Annotated in this window: 12 protein-coding genes; 5 read left to right on the top strand and 7 right to left on the bottom strand. The window is 71.7% G+C overall.

Annotated elements, in window-relative coordinates:
* Positions 1–49: 49 nt before the first annotated feature.
* Complete coding sequence (locus OG798_RS17225; protein WP_328757284.1) at positions 50–826, top strand: DsbA family protein; 777 nt, start codon at positions 50–52, stop codon at positions 824–826.
* 202 nt (positions 827–1,028) lie between these two features.
* Positions 1,029–2,120 (top strand): prolipoprotein diacylglyceryl transferase, encoded by a 1,092-nt coding sequence (gene lgt, locus OG798_RS17220; protein ID WP_095855192.1) that lies wholly within the window; start codon positions 1,029–1,031, stop codon positions 2,118–2,120.
* Between the two features lie 58 nt (positions 2,121–2,178).
* Here lgt and OG798_RS17215 read toward each other — a convergent pair whose 3' ends face one another.
* From OG798_RS17215 to OG798_RS17185, 7 genes are read right to left on the bottom strand one after another with little or no spacing between them, the layout of a single operon-like run.
* Positions 2,179–3,015 (bottom strand): HpcH/HpaI aldolase/citrate lyase family protein, encoded by an 837-nt coding sequence (locus tag OG798_RS17215; RefSeq protein WP_183127389.1) that lies wholly within the window; start codon positions 3,013–3,015, stop codon positions 2,179–2,181.
* Entirely contained in the window at positions 3,012–4,232 is a 1,221-nt protein-coding gene (locus OG798_RS17210) for a CaiB/BaiF CoA transferase family protein (protein ID WP_328757283.1), read from the bottom strand. Before OG798_RS17210 ends, OG798_RS17215 begins: the two co-directional genes overlap by 4 nt.
* Entirely contained in the window at positions 4,229–4,402 is a 174-nt protein-coding gene (locus OG798_RS17205) for a hypothetical protein (RefSeq protein WP_179436607.1), read from the bottom strand. The genes OG798_RS17210 and OG798_RS17205 overlap by 4 nt, the downstream gene beginning before the upstream one ends.
* Positions 4,399–5,772: an ADP-ribosylglycohydrolase family protein gene (locus OG798_RS17200; protein ID WP_328760039.1), complete on the bottom strand. Its 1,374-nt coding sequence runs from the start codon at positions 5,770–5,772 to the stop codon at positions 4,399–4,401. Before OG798_RS17200 ends, OG798_RS17205 begins: the two co-directional genes overlap by 4 nt.
* A complete protein-coding gene (locus OG798_RS17195) occupies positions 5,772–6,932 on the bottom strand; it encodes an ADP-ribosylglycohydrolase family protein (protein WP_095855195.1) in 1,161 nt (386 codons plus the stop codon). Before OG798_RS17195 ends, OG798_RS17200 begins: the two co-directional genes overlap by 1 nt.
* Positions 6,933–6,939: 7 nt before the next feature.
* A complete protein-coding gene (locus OG798_RS17190) occupies positions 6,940–8,298 on the bottom strand; it encodes an ADP-ribosylglycohydrolase family protein (RefSeq protein WP_107424629.1) in 1,359 nt (452 codons plus the stop codon).
* The gene (locus OG798_RS17185; RefSeq protein ID WP_097226203.1) at positions 8,295–9,395 is read right to left on the bottom strand and encodes an ADP-ribosylglycohydrolase family protein; all 1,101 of its coding nucleotides are present in this window, start codon (positions 9,393–9,395) and stop codon (positions 8,295–8,297) included. The genes OG798_RS17190 and OG798_RS17185 overlap by 4 nt, the downstream gene beginning before the upstream one ends.
* Positions 9,396–9,644: 249 nt before the next feature.
* Here OG798_RS17185 and OG798_RS17180 point away from each other — a divergent pair, with 249 nt between their 5' ends.
* The 3 genes from OG798_RS17180 (at position 9,645) to OG798_RS17170 (ending at position 16,796) form a co-directional block, all read left to right on the top strand.
* The gene (locus OG798_RS17180) at positions 9,645–10,376 is read left to right on the top strand and encodes a VIT1/CCC1 transporter family protein (protein WP_095855197.1); all 732 of its coding nucleotides are present in this window, start codon (positions 9,645–9,647) and stop codon (positions 10,374–10,376) included.
* A 365-nt stretch (positions 10,377–10,741) separates the two neighbouring features.
* Positions 10,742–15,343, top strand: a complete 4,602-nt coding sequence (gltB, locus tag OG798_RS17175; protein WP_179436608.1) for a glutamate synthase large subunit — start codon at positions 10,742–10,744, stop codon at positions 15,341–15,343.
* Positions 15,336–16,796: a glutamate synthase subunit beta gene (locus tag OG798_RS17170; protein ID WP_095855199.1), complete on the top strand. Its 1,461-nt coding sequence runs from the start codon at positions 15,336–15,338 to the stop codon at positions 16,794–16,796. Before gltB ends, OG798_RS17170 begins: the two co-directional genes overlap by 8 nt.
* Positions 16,797–16,851 lie beyond the last annotated feature (55 nt).

Genomic DNA, 16,851 nt, shown 5'->3' with positions numbered 1-16,851 from the left:
CCTGGGACCGGGGAGGCGCGCTGCGCCTCCCCGGTTCGTTCTGCCGGTTGTGAGCGAGAAGAACCGTGACGGAAAGCGCACCGCCCGCGAGCGGATGGCGGTCGAGCGAGAGAAGCAGAAGTCCGCGGACAAGCGCCGCCGGGCGCTGATCGTGGGCGCGTCGGTGGTGTGCGTCCTGGCCCTTGCCGCGGTGGTGGGCGTCCTGGCCGCCAACTCGGGCAAGGACAAGAAGAGCGCCGCGTCGGGCCCGGCCGTGTCGCCCTCGGGTGCGACCGGCAAGAACGGCCTCGCGATCCCCGTCGGCAAGGACGGCGCCAAGTCGACCCTCACGGTCTGGGAGGACTTCCGCTGCCCGGCCTGCCAGGCCTTCGAGACGGTGTACCGCCCGACGATCCACGAGCTGGTGGACGCCGGAAAGCTCAGGGTCGAGTACCACCTGGTCACGCTCATCGACGACGGCAGGGGAGGCAGCGGCTCCCGGCACGCGGCCAACGCCGCGGCCTGCGCCCAGGACGCCGGAAAGTTCACGGCGTACCACGACGTGCTCTACGAGAACCAGCCCAGTGAGACCACCGACGACTTCTCCAGCGACAGCAAGCTCATCGAGCTGGCGGGCAAGGTCGACGGCCTGGACACCCCCGCCTTCCAGAAGTGCGTCAAGGACGGCACGCACAACAGCTGGGTCGTGAAGTCGAACGCGGCCTTCCAGAGCAGCGGATTCCGGGGCACGCCGACCGTGCTGCTGGGCGGCAAGAACATCTACGAGGACCAGACGATGACCCCCGCGAAGCTCAAGCAGATGGTGGAGGCGGAGAACAAGGCCTGAGCCCCGCGTCGGCCCTGCGCCCCCGGCCCGGACACGGGCCGGGGGCGACTCATGTCGTTGCTCACGTCCTGACCCGAGTTGTGCCTTCTGTCACGGTCCTTGTCACGGCCCGTGTCAGGGCCTCTGTCAGGGCCCCTGTTATGGACCCGTAGCCGGGGTGCTTGCCGTGGGTCCGGTCCGGCAGGGTAGCGTCGACCCTGCCATGGATATCGCCTACATTCCCAGCCCGTCGCACGGTGTGGTGCACCTCGGCCCCATCCCGCTGCGCGGCTACGCGTTCTGCATCATCATCGGCGTCTTCGTAGCCGTCTGGCTCGGCAACAAACGCTGGATCGCCCGGGGTGGGCGGCCCGGCACGGTGGCCGACATCGCGGTGTGGGCCGTCCCGTTCGGCCTTGTCGGCGGCCGGCTCTACCACGTGATCACGGACTACGAGCTGTACTTCAGCGACGGCCGTGACTGGGTGGACGCCTTCAAGGTGTGGCAGGGCGGCCTCGGCATCTGGGGCGCGATCGCGCTAGGTGCGGTGGGCGCGTGGATCGGCTGCCGCCGACGCGGCATCCCGCTCCCCGCCTGGGCCGACGCCCTCGCCCCCGGCATCGTCTTCGCCCAGGCCATCGGGCGCTGGGGCAACTGGTTCAACCAGGAGCTGTACGGCAAGGCGACGGACGTGCCGTGGGCGCTGCACATCACGTCCTCCACGGACGGACGCGTGCCGGGGTACTACCACCCGACGTTCCTGTACGAGTCCCTGTGGTGCATCGGCGTCGGTTTCCTCGTCATCTGGGCGGACCGCCGCTTCACGCTGGGTCACGGACGGGCGTTCGCGCTGTACGTCGCCGCGTACTGCGTCGGCCGCGGCTGGATCGAGTACATGCGCGTCGACGACGCCCACCACATCCTGGGTCTGCGTCTCAACGACTGGACCGCGATGGTGGTCTTCCTCCTCGCGGTGATCTACATCGTGGTGTCGGCGCGGCTGCGGCCGGGACGCGAGGAGGTCGTGGAGCCGGACGGGGACACCCCCGACGGGGATGCCGTCGCCCTCGACAAGAAGTCTGACACCAAGTCCGACACCAAGGCCGACAGCAAGGCTGACGACGAGGCCGCCGAGACGACCGACAAGAAGTCCGACGGCAAGAAGCTCGACGGCAAGAAGCCCGACGCGAAGACGGACACCGAGTCCGACGAACCCGCGCAGTCCACGGAGTCCGTGGAGCCCGCGGAATCCGAGGAGCCCGAGGAGTCCGTGGAGGCGGCGCGGGGCGAGGCCGAGTCGGCCAAGAAGGTCTGAGTTCCTCCGGTACGTCGAAGGGGGGCGCCGCGTCCGAGGACGCGGCGCCCCCCTTCGCTCATTTCCGGCGGGACAGCGCCAGCGTGCGGCGGGCGCAGGCCACGACCGCCGCGTCCACGAAGCGGCCGTCGGGCAGGGCCTGGGCGCCCGGCTCGGCGACGGCGGCCTTGACGATGAGCTCGGCGGTCTCGACCTCGGCCGGGGTCGGGAGATAGGCGTGTTCGATCACCGGGAGCTGGCGGGGGTGGATGGCCGCACGGCCGAGAAAGCCCAGGGTGCGCCCGTGGGCGCAGGAGGCGGCGAGGCCTTCGAGGTCCCGGATGTCCGGGTAGATCGACTGGGTGGGCGGCGCGAGGCCGGCGGCCCGGGCGGCGACCACGATCCGGGCGCGGGCCCAGTCCAGGCCCGCGTCCTCCCGAACGCCCAGGTCGGCCCGTAGATCCGCCTCCCCCAGTCCGATGCCGCGCACCGCCGGGTGGGCCGCGGCGATGGTGAAGGCGTGTTCGACACCGAGGGCGGTTTCCAGGAGGGCGTACAGGGGGATCGCGCCGCCCTCGGAGGGGGCCGAGTGTTCGGCGACCCGGACGACATCGGCCGGGGAGGTCACCTTGGGCAGCCGGAGGCCGGAGAGGCCTGGAAGCGGGGCGAGCGTCTTCAGGTCGGCCTCGGCGAGGGGACCGTCCAGCGCGTTGACGCGGACGTGGACCGGGACCGGGGGAGGGCTCGAGAGCAACTCGGCGGTGGCGGCGCGGGCGTACTTCTTGCGATGCGGCGCGACCGCGTCCTCCAGGTCGATCAGGACGACGTCCGCGCCGGAGACAAGGGCCTTGGCCACCACCTCCGGGTGGTCTCCGGGGGCGTAGAGCCAGGTGAGCGGGAGGGCCGGGATCCTCATAGGGCGCCTTCCGATCTGAGGGCGGTGATCTCGGCCTCGGACAGGCCGAGTTCGGTGAGGACGGCGTCCGTGTCGGCGCCGTGGGGGCGGCCCGTCCAGCGGATCGCGCCGGGGGTGGTGGAGAGCCGGAAGAGCACGTTCTGCATGCGCAGGGGGCCGAGTTCGGGGTCGGCGACGGTGGTGATCGTGTCCAGGGCCGCGTACTGCGGGTCCTCCATCACATCCCGTACGTCCTGGACCGGGGCCACCGCCGCCTCCGCCTTCTCGAAGGCGTCCAGGACCTCGGCGCGGCGGTGGCGGGCGATCCAGGTGCCCACCGCCTCGTCCAGGACGTCGGCGTGGCGGGCCCGGTCGGCGCCCGTCGCGAACCACGGTTCCTCGATCAGCTCCGGGCGTCCGACCAGCCGCATCAGCCGCTCGGCGATCGACTGGGCGGAGGTCGAGACGGCGACCCAGGAGCCGTCCGCCGTGCGGTAGGTGTTGCGGGGCGCGTTGTTCGCGGAGCGGTTGCCGGTGCGGGGCTGGACGTAACCCAACTGGTCGTACCAGACCGGCTGTGGGCCGAGCACGGTGAGGATCGGCTCGATGATCGCCATGTCGACCACCTGGCCGAGGTCCGAAGCGTCGCGGGCGCGGAGCGCGGCCATGACGGCGTACGCCGTCGCCAGGCCCGCGATCGAGTCGGCCAGGCCGAAGGGCGGGAGGGTCGGCGGGGAGTCCGGTTCGCCGGTGATCGCCGCGAAGCCGCTCATCGCCTCGGCGAGGGTGCCGAAGCCGGGGCGGTGCGCGTACGGGCCGAACTGGCCGAAGGCGGTCACGCGGGCGAGGACGAGGCGGGGGTTGGCGGCCGACAGCTCCGCCCAGCCCAGGTCCCACTTCTCCAGGGTGCCGGGCCGGAAGTTCTCGATGATCACGTCGGCGGTGGCGGCGAGGCGCAGGAGGGTGGTGCGGCCGCCGGGCCTGGACAGGTCGAGGGTGATGGTGCGTTTGTTGCGGCCGAGGAGTTTCCACCACAGGCCGATGCCGTCCTTCGACGGGCCGTGGCCCCGGGACGGGTCGGGCTTGGCCGGGTGCTCGACCTTGACGACCTCCGCGCCGAAGTCGCCGAGCATGGTGGCGGCGAGCGGTCCGGCGAACAGGGTGGCGAGGTCGAGGACGCGCAGCCCGGTGAGCGGACCGCGATCCGTCCCCGCCTCCGAGCCCGTATGCCCGCTCATGCGCTGTGCCGGTTGTTCGAGGCGGCCTGGGCGTCGATCTCGGAGCGGTACGGCATCGAGGACGAGGCGCCGACGCGCCGCACCGACGGGGACGCGGCCGCCGCCCGGGCCTTCGCGACGTACGCGACGAGGTCCATGTTCGTGCTGCCGAGCACGGCGATATGGGTCATGGGTGACGGGTCTCCCGGTGCGTGAGCTGGTGGGTCAGCTGGGCGAGGGTGTCGAAGCCGATGCCGTCGAAGTCGGCGACGGAGGTGGCGAGGCGGTTCTTGAGGGGGGTGGTCCAGCGGTCGGGGAGCGCGGCGGGGGCGCCGGTGAGCAGGCCCGCGACGCTGCCCGCCGTCGCGCCGTTGGAGTCGGTGTCCCAGCCACCGGACACCGCGCGACAGATGGAGCCGGAGAAGTCGCCGTTCGCGTGGGTGAGGGCGGCGGCGATCAGGGCGGTGTTGGGGAGGGCGTGGACCCAGTGGTAGGCGCGGTGGGTGGTGTGCAGTGCGTCGACGACCGTGTCGAAGTCCTCGGTGGTGCGGGCGAGGTGGACGGCGTGGCGGATCGCCTCGGCCAGTCGGGAGGCGGGGGGTACGACGGTGAGGCCGGTGCGCAGGCTGGCGTGGATGTCGCCGTGGCCGGTGGCCGCCTCGGCGATGGTGGCCGCCGTGAACATCGCGGCGTACACGCCGTTCGCGGTGTGGGTGAGGGTGGCGTCCCGGTGGGCCGCTTCCGCGGCGGCGGCCGGATCGCCGGGGTTGGTCCAGCCGTGGACGTCGGCGCGGATCAGGGCGCCGATCCATTCGCGGAAGGGGTTGCGGTGGTGGGCCGTGTGCGGGGGTTCGATGCCGGTGAGGAGGTTGCGGTAGGCGACGCGTTCGGCGGTGAACGTGCGGCCGGCGGGGAGTTCGTCCAGCCAGAGGCGGGCCACGTCGGCGGTCGTGAAGTCCCTGCCGTACCGCTGGAGCAACAGGAGGTTCAGGACCGGGTAGTTGAGGTCGTCGTCCTCGGGCATGCCGTCGATGTTCTCGGCGAGGGAGGTGGGGGCGGAGCGTCTGTTCCAGGGGTGGGTCCGGAGGAGGTCGTCGGGTACGCCCCGGGCGGTGAACCAGGTGCGCAGAGGCCAGTTTCCGCCGGCCCGGGCCAGGTCGCGGATCCCTTCGAGGGGGAGCTTCTCCACCGGTTTGCCGAGCAGACAACCGACCGCTCTACCGAGCCACGCGGCTTCCAGGTGGGTCTGGGTGGGGGCTGGGGCGGGCACGGGCCGGGCGGGCCAGTCCGGGCAGTGGGCCCTGATCTGTCCCAGGTCCGTCGGTTCCGCATCCGCCAACCCGCTGGGCAGCTCGGCCAGTTCGTCCAGGAGGTCGCCCGCCAGTGCGCGCAGGTACCGCGAGGCCGGGGTCGGGGACGTGCCTGCGCGCGGTGGGGCCTCCGGGCCGCCCGCCGCGTGCCAGCGGGCGGCGATCGCCTCCGGTGCGCGGCCGTCCTGGTACGCCTGGGCGAGTTCGTGGCCGAGAAGGTCCTCGGGTTGGACCCAGGTCAGTCGGAGCATCATGGGGTCCCCGTCAGCTCGGCGTACGCGGACTCGTGGGCGCGGCGACGGCCCACGTCGCGGGCGAAGATCTCGCGGGTCACCCCGGTCAGGGCGGTCGCCGGGGCGTGCAGGTCCAGGCGGCTGGACTCGGCGACCGTCTTGGCCCAGTCGTGGGGGATCTCGGAGCCGAGGGCACCGGCGAGGGCGCCGGACATGGTGGCGATGGAGTCGCAGTCGCGGCCGTAGTTCACCGAGCCGAGGACCGCGTGCCGGTAGTCGCCCCCGGACACCACCAACATGCCCAGGGCGACGGGGAGTTCCTCGATCGCGTGGAGGCGGGAGGGGCGGCGGGCGGCGAGGGAGGGGGAGCGGTAGTCGGGGCCGACCGTGTCGTAGGGGGCCACCGCCTCGCGGAGCGGGATCAGCGCCGACTCGAAGTCCGTGTGGCGGGCGGCGACTTCGCAGACCGCCTCGATCGCCGACCGGGTGCCGTCCTTCGCCAGGGACAGGCAGGCCGCGACGACCGAGTCCGGGCTCGCCCCGGGCGCGCACGCCGCCGCGACCCCTGCCGCGAAGACGCCCGCCGCCTCCCGCCCGTACGACGACTGGTGGGCGCCCGCGACGTCGAGCGCCTCGGCGTACGCGCCCGCCGGGTTGGCCGCGTTGACCAGGCCGACCGGCGCCATGTACATCGCGGCGCCGCAGTTGACGATGTTGCCTGTGCCGGCCTCCCGGGGGTCCACATGGCCGTAGTGGAGGCGGGCCACCAGCCACTTCTCCGCGAGGAAGATCCGCTGGAGGGGGATGGCCTCGGCCTCCAGTTCCGGGATCCAGCGCGGGCCCGTCATGAGGTCGGGGACCAGGTGCTCGGCGACGGCGTACGCGTCGAGGTGGTCGCGGACGGTGGCGTACACGCGTACCAGCGCATGGGTCATCAGGGTGTCGTCGGTGACGTGTCCGTCGCCCTTGTGGTACGGGGCGATGGGGCGGGCGGTGCGCCAGGCGTCGCCGTTCCAGGGGCCGACGATGCCGTGGATCCGGCCGCCGTGCCGCTCGACGATCTGCTCGGGGGTGTAGCCCTCGACGGGGCCGCCGAGCGCGTCGCCGACGGCGGCTCCGACGAGGGCTCCGGTGATGCGTTCGTCGAGGGTTCCCGATCCTTCTCCTTTGGGCGTCATGCCCGAATCATCCCTCTGGGGTGGCCAGTTCCGTCGCTTCCAGGAGGTCGGCGAGTCCGATCAGGTCCGTGCCCGTGAGCCGGGGCAGCGCGCAGCCGGACAGGATGCGGCAGGCGTCGCGCCAGGAGGCCGGGATCGCGGCGCCGCCGCCCAGCGCGCCGGTGAGCGCGCCCGCGAGGGCCGGGGCCGAGTCCGCGACCCGGGACAGACAGGCGGCGGCGGGCACCGCCTCCGCGATCCGGCCGCGTGCGGCGGTGGCCAGGGCGAGGGCGACCGGCACGGTCTCCGCCGCCGCGATGCCGTAGCTGTAGACGTGGTCGACGATCTGGTGTTCCAGGAGGGGGACCAGGGCGAAGGTGTCCTCGCTGGCGCGGGCGAGCCGCAGTGCGTGCCGCGCGTTGCGGCCGATCTCCGTCGACTCGGGGAGCTCGGCGAGGGCGGCGTCCGCGCAGGCGTCGACGTCGGCCCCGGCGAGGGCGAGCGCGAGGGCCGCGGCCATCGCGCGGGCACCGTGCACCCCGTCGCCGTCCTGGGTGTAGCGGGCGTCGAACTCGGCGAGTTCCGCGGCGAGTCGGGGGTCGCCCGGGTGCGCCACGGCGAGCACGCAGGCCCGTACGCAGGCCGCGTCGTCGAAGTAGTGCGGGTTGTCGTGGCCGGTGGCGGGCGGGCGCAGCCCGGTGGCGAGGTTGCCGAGGCCCGCCCGTACGGAGATCCGGGCGCGGAGGGGGAGCAGCGCGGACTCGACCTCGGGGGCGCGCTCGGCGGCGGCGGCGACCTCGCTGGCGACGGCGTTCCAGGACAGGTCGATGGACGCCCGCATCCGGCGTTCTCGGCTCAGGTCGCCGAGCGCGCTGCGGTCCCCGGCGCGCAGCACGGCCTCGGCCGCGAACGCCGCCCATTCGGCGTCGTCCGACGGGCCGAGCCGCAGGGGTTCCGGCGGCTGGTTCAGCGCGATGGGCACGGGCAGGGTCGTCGTCGCGTTCTGTTCCGCGAAGGTGTCCAGTTCGCGGGTCAGCCGCCGGGTCCACTCGGGCATCCGGGCCGCGCGGTGCCGGCCGGCGGGCCAGCCTGCGGCGTCGCCCGCGGCCAGTCCGAGCAGGAGGCCCTCGATCCGGCGGGGGCGCGGGGCGGGTGCGGGGGCGGCGCCCGGTTCGGTACGGGGGGCCGCGTCCGGCGAGGGTGAGTTCCCGATGTCGGCCGTAGAGGAGGAGTCCCCGGTATCGGTTGTCGAGGGTGAGCCCTCGGTGTCGGTCGTCGAGGGTGAGTCCTCGATGTCGCAGATCGAGACGATCGAGACCGATCCCCCGGCTTCCGGTGCCGAGGCCGATCCCGTACCGGGTTCGTCGCCCACCAGTCCGGGTCTCATGGCTGCACCTCGTCATCGTCGTAGGCAAGGATGTAATCGCTGGTGAGGGCGTACGGGTCGGGGGGTGGAGGTGCCGTGCTCCCGGTCCCCCACTTCCCGTCGTCCCCCGTGGTGAGCAGTTCCGCCACGTCCAGTACGTGGTGGCCCGCCATGGAGGGCAGGCAGCTGCCGCGTGCCGGGCCGATCGCCGCCGCCCAGTCCGCCGGGATCGCGGCGGCGCCCCGGGTCGCCCCGGCCAGCGCACCCGCCACCGCGGCCGTGGTGTCGGCGTCGCGGCCCATGTTGACGGCGGTGAGGACGGACTCGGTGAAGTCGCCGTCGGCGGCGGCGTACGCGCCGAAGGCGAGGGCGACGGCCTCCGGGGCCAGGTCCGTCCAGGGGTAGCCGCCGATGACGACCGCCGAGCGGACCGCTCGTTCCCCGCGGTGGGCGACGGCCACCGCCCGGCGCAGGGAGCGGGCCGTCCAGGAGTCGTCCGGGATCACGGCGAGCGCGGAGGCGACCACCGCGATCGTGGCCGCGCCCGCCATCGCCGCCGCGACCCCCGCCGCGACCGCCTGGCCGCCGTAGATGCCCTCGCCCTCGTGGCTCACCGAGCCGTCGATCGCCACCAGCCGGGCCGCCTCCGCCGGGCGGCCCGCCGCGAAGACGCCGAAGGGGGCCGCGCGCATCGCCAGACCGTCGCTCCAGGCGTGCCGGTGCTGGGCGGAGATGGGGGCCGCGAGTCCCCGGCGCAGGTTCTCCAGGGTGCCGCGCTCGCTGAAGCCGGCGCCCCGGAACGGCCCCTCGTCGCGGTCGGCGATCCACTGGTGCCAGGCCGCCTCGACATGCGTCACGGTGAGCGCCGAACCGTGCCGGGCCAGCAGCAGCCCCGAGAAGATCGCGTACTCCGTGTCGTCCGTCCCGGCCGGGTGCTCGGCGACGTACCCCGTGATCCGTCCCCACTTCGCGCGGATCTGCGACGGCCTCATGTTCTCGGCGGGCGCGCCCAGCGCGTCCCCGACGGCGAGGCCGAGCAGCGCGCCGCGGGCCCGCTCGCGCAGAGCGGCCGAGTCCCCGGGTGCCGGGACGGAGGGAATGCAGGCGATGGAAGCCATACGGTGCCTCTCCTCTCAGGGCGCAGAGCCCTTTGGGGATGTGTCCCACGGGAGGGGGCGGGGAGAGCCGTCCGCGGCTCCTCATTCACCCGGTCGACATCTGTGCATGATCCTTCACGGATGAGCGCTTGAGGGTAAATCCGCAGGTTAGCCCAGCCTTTCCTTGCTGGCGGTGAAGAAATTCCAGGCGTACTTTCGTGGTTGTCGAAAAGTAGAAACAGTCCAATCGACGGATCCTGGGGGACCGGTATGTCCATCATCGAGACCGAAGCGACACTGCACGTGGCGCACCGCGACAACCACACCCACCGGGACGTGAACGGCGGATGGCTGCGCCCGGCCGTGTTCGGCGCGATGGACGGGCTCGTCTCCAACCTCGCCCTGATGACCGGCGTCGCCGGCGGGTCCGTCTCCCATCAGACGATCGTCATCACCGGGCTCGCGGGCCTGGCCGCCGGCGCCTTCTCCATGGCCGCGGGCGAGTACACCTCCGTCGCCTCGCAGCGCGAACTCGTCCAGGCCGAACTCGACGTCGAGCGGCGTGAGTTGAGAAAGCATCCGCAGGACGAGGAGCGCGAGCTCGCCGCGCTGTACGAGTCACGCGGCGTCGATTCCGCGCTCGCCCGCGAAGTGGCCAGGCAGCTCTCGCGCGACCCCGAACAGGCCCTGGAGATACACGCCCGCGAAGAGCTCGGCATCGACCCCGGCGACCTGCCCTCCCCGGCCGTCGCCGCCGTGTCGAGCTTCGGCTCCTTCGCCCTGGGCGCCCTGCTCCCCGTACTGCCGTATCTGCTCGGCGCGACCGTCCTGTGGCCCGCGCTGCTGCTCGCGCTGATCGGGCTCTTCGCGTGCGGCGCGATCGTGGCCCGGGTGACGGCTCGAACCTGGTGGTACAGCGGAATCCGGCAGCTCGCGCTCGGGGGTGCCGCGGCCGGTGTGACATACCTCCTGGGCAGCCTGTTCGGTACCGCCGTAGGATGATGTCTCGCGCACCTATGCAAGGGACTGCATAAGTAGCCGTTACTCCCTGGTTTCGATCGCTTAACCACTGGGAATGAGCCGTAAGCGCTGCGGGCAATGAGGCCTGCGCCGCTGCAGTGCGGTGGGTGACGTTGCCCGCCGTACCTTCGGACCCGCGGACACTGATCTGTCCGCTTAGGTCCCCTTAACTCCACCGTCGTGCGCGGGACCCCCACGCCACCCCTCGGTGTCCGCATGTTGGAACGGAGTATCCGGTTCCCGAGAACCATTCCATCATGTAACCTGCACGAAATTTTGCACCCCCAGCAGAGGGCCAACGTCGTCCCTCGGCACATGCATATGCCACGACGACGACGGGAGAGCCGATGCGTACGCCGCGCCAGCCGTCCCAGCACTCCACGAATGGCCAGAACTGGTCCTTCATGGATGCTCGCCCTGCTGCGCAGGGTATGTACGACCCCCGCAACGAGCACGACGCCTGTGGTGTCGGCTTCGTGGCCACCCTCACCGGTGAGGCGAGCTACGCGCTGGTCGAGCAGGCGCTCACCGTGCTGCGCAACCTGGAGCACCGGGGTGCCACCGGCGCCGAGCCCGACTCGGGCGACGGCGCGGGCATCCTGTCCCAGGTGCCCGACGCGTTCCTCCGTGAGGTGGCCGGATTCGAGCTGCCCGCGGCCGGCGCGTACGCGGTCGGCATCGCCTTCCTGCCCGAGGACGGCATCGAGGATGTCGTCTCACAGATCGAGACGATCGCCGCCGACGAGGACCTGACCGTCCTCGGCTGGCGCGAGGTCCCGGTCGCCCCCGAACTGCTCGGCGCCACCGCCCGCTCCACGATGCCCGCCTTCCGCCAGATCTTCGTCACGGACGGCGTCTCGACCGGCATCGAGCTGGACCGCAAGGCGTTCGTGCTGCGCAAGCGCGCCGAGCGCGAGGCCGGCGTCTACTTCCCGTCGCTCTCCGCGCGCACCATCGTCTACAAGGGCATGCTGACCACCGGCCAGCTGGAGCCCTTCTTCCCGGACCTGTCCGACCGCCGCTTCGCCTCCGCGATCGCGCTCGTGCACTCCCGGTTCTCCACCAACACCTTCCCGAGCTGGCCGCTCGCCCACCCGTACCGCTTCGTCGCGCACAACGGCGAGATCAACACGGTCAAGGGCAACCGCAACTGGATGCAGGCCCGCGAGTCCCAGCTGGTCTCCGACCTCTTCGGGGACAAGGGACTGGAGCGGGTCTTCCCGATCTGTACGCCCGACGCGTCGGACTCCGCCTCCTTCGACGAGGTGCTCGAGCTCCTCCACCTCGGCGGCCGCTCGCTCCCGCACTCCGTGCTGATGATGATCCCGGAGGCGTGGGAGAACCACGACTCCATGGACCCGGCCCGCCGCGCCTTCTACCAGTTCCACTCCACGATGATGGAGCCCTGGGACGGCCCGGCCTGTGTCACCTTCACCGACGGCACCCAGGTCGGCGCGGTCCTCGACCGCAACGGTCTGCGCCCCGGCCGCTACTGGGTCACCGACGAGGGTCTCGTCGTCCTCGGCTCCGAGGTCGGCGTCCTCGACATCGACCCCGCGAAGGTCGTCCGCAAGGGCCGCCTCCAGCCCGGCAAGATGTTCCTCGTCGACACCGCCGAGCACCGCATCATCGAGGACGACGAGATCAAGGCCGCCCTCGTCGCCGACAAGCCGTACGCGGATTGGCTGGAAGCCGGCGAGATCGAGCTCTCCGACCTCCCCGAGCGCGAGCACATCGTGCACACCCACGCCTCGGTCACCCGCCGCCAGCAGACCTTCGGCTACACCGAGGAAGAGCTGCGCATCATCCTCGCGCCGATGGCCAACACCGGCGGTGAGCCGCTGGGCTCCATGGGCACGGACTCGCCGATCGCGGCCCTGTCCGCACGCCCGCGTCTGCTCTTCGACTACTTCACCCAGCTGTTCGCGCAGGTCACCAACCCGCCGCTGGACGCGATCCGCGAGGAGCTCGTCACCTCGCTGCGCTCCTCGCTGGGCCCGCAGGGCAACCTGCTGGAGCCCACGGCCGCGTCCTGTCGTAGCGTCACCCTGCCCTTCCCGGTGATCGACAACGACGAGCTGGCCAAGCTCATCCACATCAACGCCGACGGCGACATGCCGGGCATGAAGGCCGCGACCCTGTCCGGTCTCTACCGGGTCAGCGGTGGCGGCGACTCCCTCGCCGCGCGGATCGAGGAGATCTGCACGGAGGCCGACGCCGCCATCGAGAACGGCGCCCGTCTGATCGTCCTGTCGGACCGCCACTCCGACGCCGAGCACGCGCCGATCCCCTCGCTGCTGCTCACCGCGGCCGTCCACCACCACCTCATCCGCACCAAGCAGCGCACCCAGGTGGGCCTGCTGGTCGAGGCGGGCGACGTCCGCGAGGTCCACCACGTGGCCCTCCTCATCGGCTTCGGCGCCGCCGCGGTCAACCCCTACCTGGCGATGGAGTCGGTCGAGGACCTGGTCCGCGCCGACACCTTCCTGACCGGCATCGAGGCCGAGCAGGCCATCCGCAACCTGATCTACGCGCTCGGCAAGGGCGTCCTCAAGGTCATGTCCAAGATGGGCATCTCCACCGTCGCCTCCTACCGCGGCGCCCAGGTCTTCGAGGCCGTCGGCCTCGACCGGGCCTTCGTCGAGAAGTACTTCAACGGCACCGCCACCAAGATCGGCGGCGCCGGTCTCGACGTCATCGCCAAGGAGGTCGCGGCGCGGCACGCCAAGGCCTACCCCGCCTCCGGCATCGCCCCGGCGCACCGGGCCCTCGACATAGGCGGCGAGTACCAGTGGCGCCGCGAGGGCGAGCCGCACCTGTTCGACCCGGAGACGGTCTTCCGCCTCCAGCACTCGACGCGCTCCGGCAGCTACGACATCTTCAAGAAGTACACCGACCGGGTGAACGAGCAGTCCGAGCGCCTGATGACGCTCCGTGGCCTGTTCGGCTTCAAGTCCGACCGCCAGCCGATCTCGATCGACGAGGTCGAGTCGGTCGGCGAGATCGTCAAGCGTTTCTCCACCGGCGCCATGTCGTACGGCTCCATCTCCAAGGAGGCGCACGAGACCCTCGCCATCGCCATGAACCAGCTGGGCGGCAAGTCCAACACCGGCGAGGGCGGCGAGGACGCGGACCGGCTCTACGACCCGGCGCGCCGCTCGTCGATCAAGCAGGTCGCCTCCGGCCGCTTCGGCGTCACGTCGGAGTACCTGGTCAACGCCGACGACATCCAGATCAAGATGGCGCAGGGCGCCAAGCCCGGCGAGGGCGGCCAGCTGCCCGGCCACAAGGTCTACCCCTGGGTCGCCAAGACCCGGCACAGCACCCCGGGCGTGGGCCTGATCTCCCCGCCCCCGCACCACGACATCTACTCCATCGAGGACCTGGCCCAGCTGATCCACGACCTGAAGAACGCGAACCCGCAGGCGCGGATTCACGTCAAGCTGGTCTCCGAGGTCGGTGTCGGCACGGTCGCCGCGGGTGTCTCCAAGGCGCACGCGGACGTGGTGCTCATCTCCGGCCACGACGGCGGTACGGGCGCCTCCCCGCTCACCTCCCTGAAGCACGCGGGCGGCCCCTGGGAGCTCGGCCTCGCCGAGACCCAGCAGACGCTGCTGCTCAACGGCCTGCGCGACCGTATCGTCGTGCAGACCGACGGCCAGCTGAAGACCGGCCGTGACGTCGTCATCGCCGCGCTGCTCGGCGCCGAGGAGTTCGGTTTCGCGACCGCGCCGCTCGTCGTCTCCGGCTGCGTCATGATGCGCGTCTGCCACCTGGACACCTGCCCGGTCGGCATCGCCACCCAGAACCCGGTGCTGCGCGACCGCTTCGCCGGCAAGGCCGAGTACGTCGTGAACTTCTTCAAGTTCATCGCCGAAGAGGTCCGCGAGATCCTCGCCGAGCTGGGCTTCCGCACCATCGAGGAGGCCGTCGGCCACGCCGAGAACCTCGACGTGGAGCGGGCGATCACCCACTGGAAGGCGCAGGGCCTGGACCTGTCCCCGCTCTTCCACGTGCCCGACCTGCCCGAGGGCGCGGTGCGCCACCAGGTCATCGCCCAGGACCACGGTCTGGAGAAGGCGCTCGACAACGAGCTGATCAAGCTCGCCGCCGACGCGCTGGCCGCGAACACCCAGGCCGACGCCCAGCCCGTGCGCGCCCAGGTCGCGATCCGCAACATCAACCGCACGGTCGGCACCATGCTCGGCCACGAGGTGACGAAGAAGTTCGGTGGCGGGGGCCTGCCCGACGACACCATCGACATCACCTTCACCGGCTCCGCGGGCCAGTCCTTCGGCGCCTTCCTGCCGCGCGGTGTCACGCTGCGCCTGGAGGGCGACGCCAACGACTACGTCGGCAAGGGTCTCTCCGGTGGCCGGGTGATCGTCCGTCCCGACCGGGGCGCCGACCACCTCGCCGAGTACTCGACCATCGCGGGCAACACCATCGCGTACGGCGCGACGGGCGGCGAGCTGTTCCTGCGCGGCCGCACCGGCGAGCGCTTCTGCGTCCGCAACTCCGGCGCGACGGTGGTCTCCGAGGGCGTGGGCGACCACGGCTGCGAGTACATGACCGGCGGTCACGCGGTCGTCCTCGGCGAGACGGGCCGCAACTTCGCGGCCGGCATGTCCGGCGGCATCGCGTACGTCGTCGACCTGAACCGCGACAACGTCAACGCCGGCAACGCGGGCGCCGTCGAGGCCCTCGACGAGACCGACAAGCAGTGGCTGCACGACGTGGTGCGCCGCCACCAGGAGGAGACCGGCTCGACCGTCGCCGAGAAGCTTCTGGCCGAGTGGGACAGCATCGACGGGGGCGCGTCCCGCTTCAGCAAGATCATCCCCAGCACGTACAAGGCAGTGCTCGCCGCCAAGGACGCCGCCGAGCGAGCCGGACTCCCCGAGTCCGAGATCACCGAGAAGATGATGGAGGCGGCGACCAATGGCTGATCCCAAGGGCTTTTTGAACCACGGCCGCGAGGTCGCCAGGACCCGCCCCGTCGAGGAGCGCGTCAAGGACTGGAACGAGGTCTACGTTCCGGGCTCGCTGCTCCCGATCATCTCCAAGCAGGCCAGCCGTTGCATGGACTGCGGGATCCCGTTCTGCCACAACGGCTGTCCGCTGGGGAACCTGATCCCCGAGTGGAACGACTACGCCTACCGCGAGGATTGGGGGGCCGCGTCCGAGCGTCTGCACGCCACGAACAACTTCCCGGAGTTCACGGGCCGCCTGTGCCCCGCTCCCTGCGAGTCGGCGTGTGTGCTCGGCATCAACCAGCCCGCCGTGACCATCAAGAACGTCGAGGTCTCGATCATCGACAAGGCGTGGGACACGGGCGACGTCGCCCCGCAGATCCCCGAGCGCCTGTCGGGCAAGACCGTCGCCGTCATCGGCTCGGGCCCGGCGGGTCTGGCCGCCGCCCAGCAGCTCACCCGGGCGGGCCACACGGTCGCCGTGTACGAGCGTGCCGACCGCGTCGGCGGCCTGCTGCGCTACGGCATCCCCGAGTTCAAGATGGAGAAGCGGCACATCAACCGCCGCATCGAGCAGATGCGCGCGGAGGGCACCCGCTTCCGCACCGGCATCGAGATCGGCCGCGACCTCAAGGCGACGGACCTGCGCAAGCGGTACGACGCCGTGGTCATCGCCGCCGGTGCGACGACCGCGCGCGACCTCCCGGTCCCCGGCCGCGAGCTCAAGGGCATCCACCAGGCCATGGAGTACCTGCCGCTGGCCAACAAGGTGCAGGAGGGCGACTACGTGGCGCCCCCGATCACGGCCGAGGGCAAGCACGTCGTGGTCATCGGCGGCGGCGACACCGGCGCGGACTGCGTGGGCACCGCCCACCGCCAGGGCGCGGCCTCGGTCACGCAGCTGGAGATCATGCCGCAGCCCGGCGAGGAGCGCAGCCCGGGCCAGCCCTGGCCGACGTTCCCGATGCTCTACAAGGTCACCTCCGCGCACGAGGAGGGCGGCGACCGCGTCTACTCGGTCTCCACCACCCACTTCGAGGGCGACGAGGACGGCAACGTCCAGTGGCTGCACCTCACCGAGGTCGAGTTCGTCGACGGCAAGCTGAACCAGAAGCCGGGCACGGAGCGCAAGATCCCCGCCCAGCTGGTCACGCTGGCCATGGGCTTCACCGGCACCGACGTCGAGAACGGCGTGGTCTCGCAGTTCGGCCTGGAGCTCGACGCGCGCGGCAACATCGCCCGCGACGCCGAGTTCGCGACCAACGTGCCCGGCGTGTACGTCGCCGGTGACGCCGGCCGCGGCCAGTCGCTGATCGTCTGGGCCATCGCGGAGGGCCGCTCGGCCGCCCGCGGGGTCGACCGCTTCCTGACCGGGGCCAGCGACCTGCCGGCTCCGATCCGCCCGACGGACCGCTCGCTGATGGTCTGACGCTCCACCCCAACAAACGTCCCGTACAACGGCGTACGGAACTGAACGCGGCGCC

This window comes from Streptomyces sp. NBC_00271, assembly GCF_036178845.1.
Taxonomy (GTDB): Bacteria; Actinomycetota; Actinomycetes; order Streptomycetales; family Streptomycetaceae; genus Streptomyces.
Note: the sequence above shows the minus strand (reverse complement) of the source record. Positions and strands in the feature narration are given on the sequence as shown.

Bases quoted from the DNA above. Each gene is read 5' to 3' on its own strand.
- lgt (WP_095855192.1), top strand. From the start codon at position 1,029: ATGGATATCGCCTACATTCCCAGCCCGTCGCACGGTGTGGTGCACCTC.
- OG798_RS17215 (WP_183127389.1), bottom strand. From the start codon at position 3,015: ATGAGGATCCCGGCCCTCCCGCTCACCTGGCTCTACGCCCCCGGAGAC.
- OG798_RS17210 (WP_328757283.1), bottom strand. From the start codon at position 4,232: ATGAGCGGGCATACGGGCTCGGAGGCGGGGACGGATCGCGGTCCGCTC.
- OG798_RS17205 (WP_179436607.1), bottom strand. From the start codon at position 4,402: ATGACCCATATCGCCGTGCTCGGCAGCACGAACATGGACCTCGTCGCG.
- OG798_RS17200 (WP_328760039.1), bottom strand. From the start codon at position 5,772: ATGCTCCGACTGACCTGGGTCCAACCCGAGGACCTTCTCGGCCACGAA.
- OG798_RS17195 (WP_095855195.1), bottom strand. From the start codon at position 6,932: ATGACGCCCAAAGGAGAAGGATCGGGAACCCTCGACGAACGCATCACC.
- OG798_RS17190 (WP_107424629.1), bottom strand. From the start codon at position 8,298: ATGAGACCCGGACTGGTGGGCGACGAACCCGGTACGGGATCGGCCTCG.
- OG798_RS17185 (WP_097226203.1), bottom strand. From the start codon at position 9,395: ATGGCTTCCATCGCCTGCATTCCCTCCGTCCCGGCACCCGGGGACTCG.
- OG798_RS17180 (WP_095855197.1), top strand. From the start codon at position 9,645: ATGTCCATCATCGAGACCGAAGCGACACTGCACGTGGCGCACCGCGAC.
- gltB (WP_179436608.1), top strand. From the start codon at position 10,742: ATGCGTACGCCGCGCCAGCCGTCCCAGCACTCCACGAATGGCCAGAAC.
- OG798_RS17170 (WP_095855199.1), top strand. From the start codon at position 15,336: ATGGCTGATCCCAAGGGCTTTTTGAACCACGGCCGCGAGGTCGCCAGG.